The organism is Halorhodospira sp. 9622 (assembly GCF_022228025.1).
Classification (GTDB): domain Bacteria; phylum Pseudomonadota; class Gammaproteobacteria; order Nitrococcales; family Halorhodospiraceae; genus Halorhodospira; species Halorhodospira halophila_A.
On record NZ_JAJNRE010000045.1, the window covers coordinates 1 to 9,056 of the forward strand.

Below are 9,056 nucleotides of genomic sequence, written 5' to 3' on the forward strand. Positions count from 1 at the left end.
GATCTCGTGTAGGCCCGCTTGTCCCGCCCTGCGGCGGTGGGGCGGTCAGCCCGGCCGGTGCTGACGGCGCAGCGCCAGGTCGGCCGCCAGCTCGATGGCCGCCTGCAGGCTGCCGCCGTCCGCCCGTCCCGTCCCGGCCAGTTCCAGTGCCGTGCCGTGATCCACCGACGTGCGCACGATGGGCAGCCCCAGGGTGACGTTCACCGCCCGGCCAAAGCCGGCGTGTTTGAGCACCGGCAGACCCTGGTCGTGGTACATGGCCAGCACCGCGTCGGCCCCCTCCAGCGAGCGCGGCGTGAAGGCCGTATCCGCCGGCAAAGGCCCCACCAGCCCCAGCAGGCCGGCGTCGCGCAGTCGCTCCAGGGTCGGCTCGATGACCTCGAGCTCCTCGCGGCCCAGGTGGCCACCCTCGCCCGCGTGGGGGTTGAGGCCAGTGACCAGGATGCGCGGTGCCGCGATGGCGAACTTGTCGACCAGGTCGTGGTGCAGCGCTGTGATCACCGCCTCCAGCCGCTCGGGGGTGATCGCCGACGGCACTTCATGGAGCGCCATGTGCGTCGTGGCCAGGGCCACGCGGAGCTCCCCGGCGACCAGCATCATCACCGGCGTCTCGGTGGCGGTTAACTCGGCGAGCAGCTCGGTATGGCCCGAGAAGGGGATACCAGCGTCATTGATCACCCCCTTGTGGACCGGAGCAGTGACGATGCCGTCCACCTGACCCTCGGCGGCCAGCCGCACCGCCCGCCTGAGGCTGGCGACCACCGCCTCGGCGTTGGCCGGGTCCAGCGTCCCGGGGTGGGCCGGGCGGGCCAACCGCACGGGATCCACGGGCAGGCAACCGGCACGCTGGGCCGCCCGCGGCGTTTCGGGGGACCACGCCGGGGTGGCCAGCTCGGGGGCGTCGAGGACGCGGCTGCGCTCGCGCAGCAGCGCCGGATCGCCGATGGCGACCAGCTCCGCGGCGTGACTGCGCATGGCCGCAGCGGCTACCAGCTCGTAGCCGATACCAGCCGGTTCGCCGCAGGTGACCGCGATGCGCGGGCGGCCGTCGCTCACGACCCCCCCAGGCGGTAGTCGACGTAGGCCTCCTCGCGCAGCTCCCGCAGCCACTGCTCCAGGGCCTCCTGGCTCTTGCGCTCGTGGATCTGCTGGGCGATGCGCTCGCGGCGGCGATCGTCCGTGACGTCGCGCTCGCGCCGATCCTCCACGCGGACGATGTGCCAGCCGTATTCGGTGCGGAACGGCTCGCTGACCTCACCCACTTCGAGCTCATCCAGCTGCTCCTGGAAGGAGGCGACCAGCTGGCCACTGCGGGTCCAGCCGATGTCCCCGCCGCTGGCCTCGGCGCCCGGCTCCTGCGAGTACTGCCGGGCGAGGAACTCCAAGCTCTCGCCCTCGTCGATGCGCTCGCGGAAGCTGTTCAGCCGTTGCCGGACGTCCTCCACCTCGATGCCGTCGCCGGGGCGCAGGAGGATGTGGCGGGCGCGGGTCTCCTCGACAATCTGGGCATCTTCACTGCGCCGGTCGATGAGCTTGACGATATGGAAACCGTCGGCCGCCTGGACCGGCTCGCTGACCTCGCCCGGCTCCATGCCTTCGACGACGTCGGCAAAGGCCGAGGGCAACTGGCCGGGCAGTCGCCAGCCGATCTCGCCGCCTTCGCCGGCGGTGGCCGCATCCGAGAAGGTCTCGGCCAGGGTGGCGAAGTCGCTGTCGCTGTCCACCGCACGGGCGCGGATCTCGCCGGCCCGCTCTTCGGCGGCGCGCAGGTCATCCGAGGAGGCGCCCTCAGGCGTGCCGATGCGGATGTGCGCCACCCGGTACTCCATGTTATCCCGAGCCGCCGCCGCCTCGACGGCCTCGTCGATCTCCTGCGGCGAGACCTCGACCTCCTGCTGGACCACGGCCTGCTGGAGTCGCTCGACGGTGATCTGCTCGCGCAGGTCCTCACGGAAACCGGCCATGTCCATCCCCTCCTGGGCGAGGGCGTCGCGCAGCTGAGCGAGGGTCATGTTGTTCTGCGCGGCGATGCGCTGCATGGCGGCGTCCAGGGTGGCGTCGTCTACCTGGATGCCGGCGCGCTGCGCATGGCCCATCTGCAAGCGCTGCATCACCAGGCGCTCGAGAACCTGCTCGCGCAGCTGGTCCGCCGGTGGCGGCTGCTGACCGCGCTGGAAGAACTGGGCACGGATCTGCTCGATCTCCTGTTCCAGCTCCGAGGCGAGCACGACCTCCTGGTCGGCGACGGCCACGATGCGGTCCAGGGTCTCACTGGCGGCCAGGGCCGGCAGCCCGGCGAGCAGGGTTGCGGCGCAGAGAAAGGCTCGAATCTTCATGGGGTCTAGAATACCGTTTCGTCGTAGTCGGGCACCACGTCTTCAAGGAAGGATGCCGTGTCCTGGCCCAGTCGGCCCAGGCCGGTGAGCTCGAATTCGAGCATGAAGGTGTTTTCCACTTCCCGGGCCGCGCCGCGGCGGAAGCGCCGGGCGACACCGCGCACCGCCCAGCAGCACTGGCGGTACTCCACTCCTCCGACCACTTCCAGGTTCGTCCGTTCCAGCCGCGAGTACTGCCAGCCGCCAACGCCGCGCCAACGGGCGTCGATGGGCACCACCGCCGAGGCCTCGATCAGGTCCTGCGTGGTCTCCAGCACCGGTTCATCGTCCTCGTCGTCCTTGGCTTCCTGGCGGACCCGGTAGCCGAGATTCACCAGGGCGCCCGGGGTGGGCTGGTACTGCCAGTCGGCGGCGAGGCTGGTGGCTGCAGCCACTTCCCGCTCCGGGTCGTAGCGGTATTCGCCGCGGACCGAAAGCCCGCCGGGCAGGCGCAGCTCGGCGTCGGCGAAGATGTCCGAACTGCTGCGGGTCAGGGCCGGGTCGTCCGGGTCGGTGTCCAGGGTCACCCGCCGATCCTCCCGGTAGTAGACCTGGCCGATGCTCGCGCGTAACGGTTCGCGGCCATCGACGATGTCGAGGAAACGGGTGGTCACCGCGGCGGTGATCTGGTCTGCGTCACCGATGCGGTCGATGCCGGAGAAGCGGTTCTCCTGGAAGAGCTGCGCCACGGTGTTGCCGCGCTCGCTGGTGTCGAAGTCCGGGTAGTCCCCCTGGTCGCGGTAGGGGGCGTAAAGATAGTACACCCGGGGTTCCAGCGTTTGCAGGAAAGGGCGGTTGCCGAGCTGGAACGGCCGCTCGAGGAAGATGCCGGCATCGAGGCTGGCGATGGGCACGGTGCGGCTGAGCTGCTCGTCACCGGGGGCGTCGCCGGCCCGATCTAGGTCGTAGCGGGTGTGGTGCAGGCTCAGCCCCGGCTCGATGAAGAAGGCCTGGCGCTGCAGGGGCCAGGAGATCCGCGGGTTGACGTGGTAGCGTCGTCCCACCGGGCGCTGTTCGTCATTCTCTGCCTCGGGACCCTCGGGCAGCTCGAAGCGCACCGCCTCGCCCTCCAGGCGGTACTCCACGCCACCGGGCAGCACCCCGGGCGTGTGCTGGTAGCCGATCGCGGGCCAGCGCCGGTACGGGTCGTCGCGGTCGTCCGGGCGCAGGTTCTGCCAGTGCTGCAGCTCGGCCTCCCACTCGTGATCGCCGCGGGACTGCCGCGCCAGGGCGCGACTCTCGAGCTCGGCATCGCTGCTGCCTACCAGATCCGATGAGAAGTCCCTCAGGTAGTCCACGTCGCCGACGCGCTCGACGTCTACCTGGTAGTCGACGCCGTAGGGTAGATCCCCGCGGTGGGACCAGTCCACGGCCCAGCGTTCGGCATCGATCTCCGGCTCGCCGTCTTCGCGCAGCTGATCGGCGTAGACGTCGTCGTCGGGCAGGTACTCCGCGGACAGCTCGCCATCGAAGCTCGGGCGCAGATAGCGGAACTCCCCACCGAGCTGAACCCCCCGTCGCGAGTAGTAGGTCGGCTGCAGGGTCAGGTCGTAATTCGGCGCCAGGCGCACGTAGACCGGCAGCGTGAAATAGCCACCGTCGGTATCGGACTGGCCGAAGCTCGGCGGCAGGATCCCGGTGCGTGGCCGGTCGTCGATGGGGAACTGCAGATACGGGGTGTAGAACCAGGGGATGCCGCCGAGCTCCACCCGCGCGTGGCGCGCCTCGCCCAGGCCGCCGTCGTGATCCAGGTCCAGCGACCCGGCGTGCAGCCACCACAACTCATCCCCCGGCGGGCAGGTGGAGTAGCGCAGGTCGGTTAGCCGGGTCTGCTCCGCTCCGGTGGAGACCAGGTGCCGGGCGGCGCCGTGCATGTGCGGATGGATCCGGAATTCCGCGCCGTCCACCTCGATGCGGTCTTCGTCGAGGTCGAAGCGCCCCGCCGTGCCCCATAGGTGCAGGCCGGACTCCGAGTACGCGAAGGCCCCAGGCACGCGCGCGCGACCCGCCGCCTCGTCGAGATCGAGGTTCTCCGCGCGCAGGTGCTGATCGAGCCGGCGCAGTTCAGCGTCGCCGCGCAGACGGTAGAGGGCGCGCAGGCCATCGGCGTCGATGGCTTCGGCATCCAGGATCAGGGGTGTGTCGGGGTGGTTGCGCCGTGTGCGGTCCACGGCGTCGGGGGATGGCGCCAGTGGGGGGCCGCAAAGCTGGATCTGCCGGAGTGCGCCAGGGTCGCTGGGGATGTGGCCGGGGGGGACACGGGCCTCTTCGACGTTGTCCGCATCGGCGGCTGCAACCACGGAGGCGGCCAGGCCTGCCGCAAGGACGGCGGTGAGTGGGAGTGAACGGTTCACGGTTCGTTGCGATCCGGCGGCGAGCGCCGCTACCTTGGCACACGGGGGGGCGCGTGGCAACGCACGACGGCTTGCAATCGGCGCCGCCGTGGCGCGCAATGGAGGGATGAACGCACTGGCCTGGGATGATGCCCGCGCCGCCGAGGCGCGCGAGTGGGCTCGGTGGCAGCTCGATGCCGCGCAGCCGCCGGCGCTGACGCCGGCGGCGGCCGACGCCAGCAGCCGCCGCTACTTCCGGATCGAGCTGCCCGACGGGGGTAGCCGGATCATCATGGACGCCCCGGGGCAGCCCGAGTCCGTGGCGGCCTTTGTACACGTCGCCGGATTGCTGACTGCTGCGGGGGTCCACGCACCGCGAGTGGAGGCCGCCGACCAGGAGCGGGGCCTGTTGCTGCTCACCGACCTGGGCCGCCGCACCTACCTGCAGGCATTCCAGGATGGGGCCGACCCCCAGCCGCTGCTCGACGCTGCCGTCAACGCCCTGGTCCGCGCCCAGGCTGCCGTGCCGGTGGCCGGTCTGCCCGCCTACGATACCCCGCGGCTGCGCCGGGAGCTGGAGCTGTTCACCGACTGGTACCTGCCGCACTGCTGCGGGGTGGCTGCCGCGGAAGCCCGGCGGCGCCTTGGCGGCGGTCTGGACGATCTGCTCGAACGGCTTGCCGCCCAGAGCCGGGCGTTCTGTCACCGGGACTACATGCCGCGCAATCTGATGGACTGTGCGCCGCTGCCTGGTGTGCTGGACTTCCAGGACGCGGTGGACGGGCCGGTTTCCTATGATGCTGTCTCCCTCGTGCGCGATGCCTTCATCAGCTGGCCGCGCGAACGCGAAGTGGCCACCCTTCAGCGCTATCACCGCCTGGCGCTCGAGGCCGGCGTACCCGTGCCGTGGGCGTTCGAGCTGTTCTGGGCGGACTGCCAGTGGATGGGGGTGCAGCGTCACCTCAAGGTGCTCGGTATCTTCGCCCGGTTGGCCTACCGTGACGGCAAGCCGCATTACCTGGCCGACGCGCCGCGGTTCTTTAAGTATCTGCGCGCAGCAGCGGAGGAGGAGCCGGCGCTACGCGCGCTGGTGGACGAGGTGCGGGCCCTGGCGGAGGCGCCGGGGCGGGTCCCGGACGCCAAGGTGGACTGAGATGCGTGCCATGATCCTGGCCGCCGGGCGCGGCGAGCGGATGCGCCCGCTGACCGACACCACCCCGAAGCCGCTGCTGGAGGTTGCGGGGATGCCGCTGATTGGCTGGCAGCTGCAGCGCCTGAGCGCGGCCGGGGTCGAGACGGTGGTGATCAATACCGCCTGGCTGGGTGAGCAGATCGAGACGGCGGTCGGCGATGGGCGCGCCTGGGGGGTGCGCGTGCACTACAGCCGCGAGCCGGAAGGCGCCTTGGACACCGGCGGCGGCATCCGCCAGGCGCTGCCTCTACTCGGCGACAGCCCGTTCTGGGTCGTCAACGGCGACGTCTGGAGCGACTACCCGCTGCAGCGCCTGCCCCGCTCGCTCTCGGTCGCTGCGCACTTGGTGCTGGTGGACAACCCGGCCCATAACCCCGACGGCGATTTCGCCCTCGACGGTCAGGGACGGGTGACCACCGGGAGCGGACAGCGGCTGACCTTTGCCGGGATCGGCGCCTTCCACCCCCGCCTCTGGCGCGGGTGCCGGCGCGGGTGTTTCCCGCTGGCGCCGTTGCTGCGCAGTGCTGCGCAGCGCGGGGAACTCACCGGGACCTACTGGCCCGGGATCTGGTCCGATATCGGCACGCCGGAACGGCTCGAGCAGCTGCGCCGCCAGGTGCTGGCGGAGGCCGGTCCGGCGCCGGAGTAGCGAGGGAGCGACGGACGTGGGACAGGAGATCGGTCGGGCACGCTTCGGGAGCGACGACTTCTCGGTCTTTCGCCAGAGGCTCCGGGACGAGACCCGGCTGCTGGGCGAGTGGCTGCGGGCCGGACGGGTCGCGCAGGGGGCGCCGAGCATCGGTCTCGAGCTCGAGGCGTGGCTGGTGGATGCGCAGGGGCGCCCGGCGCCGGTCAGCGATCGGGTGCTAAGCCGGGTCGAGGATGAGCGCGTCGAGAATGAGCTCGCGCGCTTCAACCTGGAGATCAACACGGACGTGCATGCGCTGGCCGGCTCCTCGCTGCAGGCCCTGCAGGCGGAGCTGACCGGGCGCTGGGCGCGAGCGCAGCAGGCGGCGTCGGAGGCCGGCTGCCGGGTCGCCCTAGTGGGTATCCTGCCTTCGGTGCGGGAAGCGGACCTGTGCCTGAGCAACATGACCCCGTCGCCGCGCTACGCCGCGCTGAACGAGCAGGTGCTGGCGCTGCGCGGGCGCCAGCCGCTGACTCTCGATATCGAGGGGGCGGAGCGCTTCCGCACCGAGCGTCACGACGTCATGCTGGAGGCGGCCACCACTTCGCTGCAGCTGCACCTGCAGGTGCCGCCGCAGCGCATCGCGGCGTTCTTCAATGCGGCGGTGGCGCTGTCGGCGGCATCGGTGGCGGTGGCCGCCAATTCGCCGCTGCTCTTCGGGCGCCGCCTCTGGCAGGAGAGCCGCATCCCGCTGTTCGAGCAGGCTGTGGCGTGCACTCGCCTGGAGCCGCGCGGCGCCGGTACCCTGGCGCGGGTGGGGTTCGGTAGTGGCTATGCACGCGACGCCCTCTATGGCTTCTTTGTCGAGAATCGGCAGCACCACCCCGTGCTGCTGCCGGTGCTCCAGGACACCCCGGTGGAAGCGCTGGCCCATCTGCGCCTGCACAACGGCACCATCTGGCGCTGGAACCGGCCGCTGGTGGACGTGGTCGACGGCCGGTGCCAGCTGCGTCTTGAGCATCGGGTGATGGCCGCCGGCCCGACCCTGGCCGACGTGCTGGCCAACGCCGCCTTTTTCTACGGTGCGGTGGCCGAGCTGGCCGAATCCCGCCCAGGGCTGGTGGAGGAGCTGCCGTTCCACATCGCTGAGCAGAACTTCTATGCTGCCGCCCGTTACGGCCTGGACGCCGAGGTGGAGTGGCTGGACGGCTGGTTCGGCCGGCTGGGCGACCTGGTCGCCGAGCGCTTGCTGCCCAAGGCCCGCCGCGGGCTGGTACGGGCCGGCGTGGCCGAGGCCGAGGCCACCGCGCACCTGCGCGTGGTGGAGGAGCGGGTGGCCAGCGGGCGCACCGGCGCCGATTGGCAGCTCGCCTGGATGGAGCGCCACGGCGACGACAACCAGGCCCTGACGCGGGCCTACCTGGATCGAGCTGCCGACGGTGAACCGGTTCATCGCTGGCCGCTTTAGAAACCAGACAGGAGGGCGATCGGCCCATGCTGAAGACCTACCAGGGACTGCCGGAAGGACTGCTCCGCGCAGGGCCCGCCGAGTTGGAGGAGCGCCTCGGCGGGCCGAGCCTGATCGAGGTGCCCGGGCGCCGTGAACCGCCGCTTTTCGTCACCGTCCTGCTCCACGGCAACGAGACCACCGGCTGGGAGGCGGTGCGGCAGGTCCTGGCCGATTTCCAGGGGCGTCCGCTGCCCCGGACCCTGCTGCTGTTCATCGGCAATGTGCGTGCAGCCCGGCACGGCGTCCGCCGTCTCCCCGAACAGCCCGACTACAATCGGGTGTGGCCGGGGACGAGCCTGCCCGACAGCCCGGAACAGCACCTCGCCGCCGAGGTGGTGGCCCGCGTACGCTCGCGGGGCTGTTTCGCCAGCATCGATGTGCACAACAACACCGGGCTGAACCCGCACTACGGCTGCGTTAATCGCCTCGAGGGGCCGTATCTTCAGCTCGCTGCGCTGTTCTCGCGCACGGTGGTCTACTTCACGCGGCCTCAAGGGGTACAGTCGCTGGCCATGGCCCGGCTGGCGCCGGCGGTCACCGTGGAGTGCGGGCAGCCGGGCAGCCCCGGGGCGGCGGATCACGCCGCCGAACTGATCTCCAGCGCGCTACACCTCTCCCGCCTGCCCCAGGGGGTGCCCGCGGATATCTCGGTCTATCACACGGTGGCTGCGGTGCGGATTCCGGAGCAGTGCAGCTTCGGTTTCGGCGAGGCGCGCGGGGCGGATCTACAGCTGATGGACGATCTGGAGCGGTGCAATTTCCGTGATCTGCCCGAGGGGACCGTGTTCGCCCGGGTTGCGCCGGAGTCCCGGGCGTTCTTCACGGTGGAGGACAATGACGGGCGCGAGGCGGCGGCGGAGTTTTTCCAGCGCGATGGTGAGACGATCCGCCTGCGCCGTCCGGCGATGCCGGCCATGCTCGCCTGCAATACGACGGCCATCCGTCAGGATGTACTCTGCTACCTGATGGAGCCGGTCCGCCTGGGCACACCGCCGGCGGCTGAGCCCGCCTGAGGGTG

General features: G+C 70.8%; 7 protein-coding genes. 4 read left to right on the forward strand and 3 right to left on the reverse strand.

Annotated elements, in window-relative coordinates; genetic code table 11:
- Nucleotides 1–45: 45 nt before the first annotated feature.
- From pdxA to LRG07_RS13130, 3 genes are read right to left on the reverse strand one after another with little or no spacing between them, the layout of a single operon-like run.
- Nucleotides 46–1,056, reverse strand: a complete 1,011-nt coding sequence (gene pdxA / locus LRG07_RS13120; RefSeq protein WP_238642623.1) for a 4-hydroxythreonine-4-phosphate dehydrogenase PdxA — start codon at nt 1,054–1,056, stop codon at nt 46–48.
- On the reverse strand, nt 1,053–2,336 hold the full coding sequence (locus LRG07_RS13125) for a peptidylprolyl isomerase (RefSeq protein WP_201169821.1): 1,284 nt from the start codon (nt 2,334–2,336) through the stop codon (nt 1,053–1,055). Before LRG07_RS13125 ends, pdxA begins: the two co-directional genes overlap by 4 nt.
- Before the next feature lie 5 nt (nt 2,337–2,341).
- Complete coding sequence (locus LRG07_RS13130) at nt 2,342–4,729, reverse strand: LPS-assembly protein LptD (protein ID WP_201242974.1); 2,388 nt, start codon at nt 4,727–4,729, stop codon at nt 2,342–2,344.
- A 106-nt stretch (nt 4,730–4,835) separates the two neighbouring features.
- On the opposite strand from LRG07_RS13130, the gene LRG07_RS13135 reads away from it, so the two are divergent.
- The 4 genes from LRG07_RS13135 to LRG07_RS13150 are packed head-to-tail and all read left to right on the forward strand — an operon-like array spanning nt 4,836 to nt 9,051.
- Nucleotides 4,836–5,861: an aminoglycoside phosphotransferase family protein gene (locus tag LRG07_RS13135; RefSeq protein ID WP_201169816.1), complete on the forward strand. Its 1,026-nt coding sequence runs from the start codon at nt 4,836–4,838 to the stop codon at nt 5,859–5,861.
- A 1-nt stretch (nt 5,862) separates the two neighbouring features.
- Nucleotides 5,863–6,549 (forward strand): N-acetylmuramate alpha-1-phosphate uridylyltransferase MurU, encoded by a 687-nt coding sequence (gene murU, locus LRG07_RS13140; protein WP_201169813.1) that lies wholly within the window; start codon nt 5,863–5,865, stop codon nt 6,547–6,549.
- 16 nt (nt 6,550–6,565) lie between these two features.
- Nucleotides 6,566–7,996, forward strand: coding sequence for a glutamate-cysteine ligase family protein (locus LRG07_RS13145; RefSeq protein ID WP_201169810.1), 1,431 nt, complete (start codon nt 6,566–6,568; stop codon nt 7,994–7,996).
- Between the two features lie 26 nt (nt 7,997–8,022).
- A complete protein-coding gene (locus LRG07_RS13150; protein WP_201169807.1) occupies nt 8,023–9,051 on the forward strand; it encodes a M14 family metallopeptidase in 1,029 nt (342 codons plus the stop codon).
- Nucleotides 9,052–9,056: the final 5 nt, after the last annotated feature.

What these genes read in the sequence shown, in the direction of transcription:
- LRG07_RS13125 (WP_201169821.1), bottom strand. Translation starts at nt 2,336, where the DNA reads ATGAAGATTCGAGCCTTTCTCTGCGCCGCAACCCTGCTCGCCGGGCTG.
- LRG07_RS13135 (WP_201169816.1), top strand. Translation starts at nt 4,836, where the DNA reads ATGAACGCACTGGCCTGGGATGATGCCCGCGCCGCCGAGGCGCGCGAG.
- murU (WP_201169813.1), top strand. Translation starts at nt 5,863, where the DNA reads ATGCGTGCCATGATCCTGGCCGCCGGGCGCGGCGAGCGGATGCGCCCG.
- LRG07_RS13150 (WP_201169807.1), top strand. Translation starts at nt 8,023, where the DNA reads ATGCTGAAGACCTACCAGGGACTGCCGGAAGGACTGCTCCGCGCAGGG.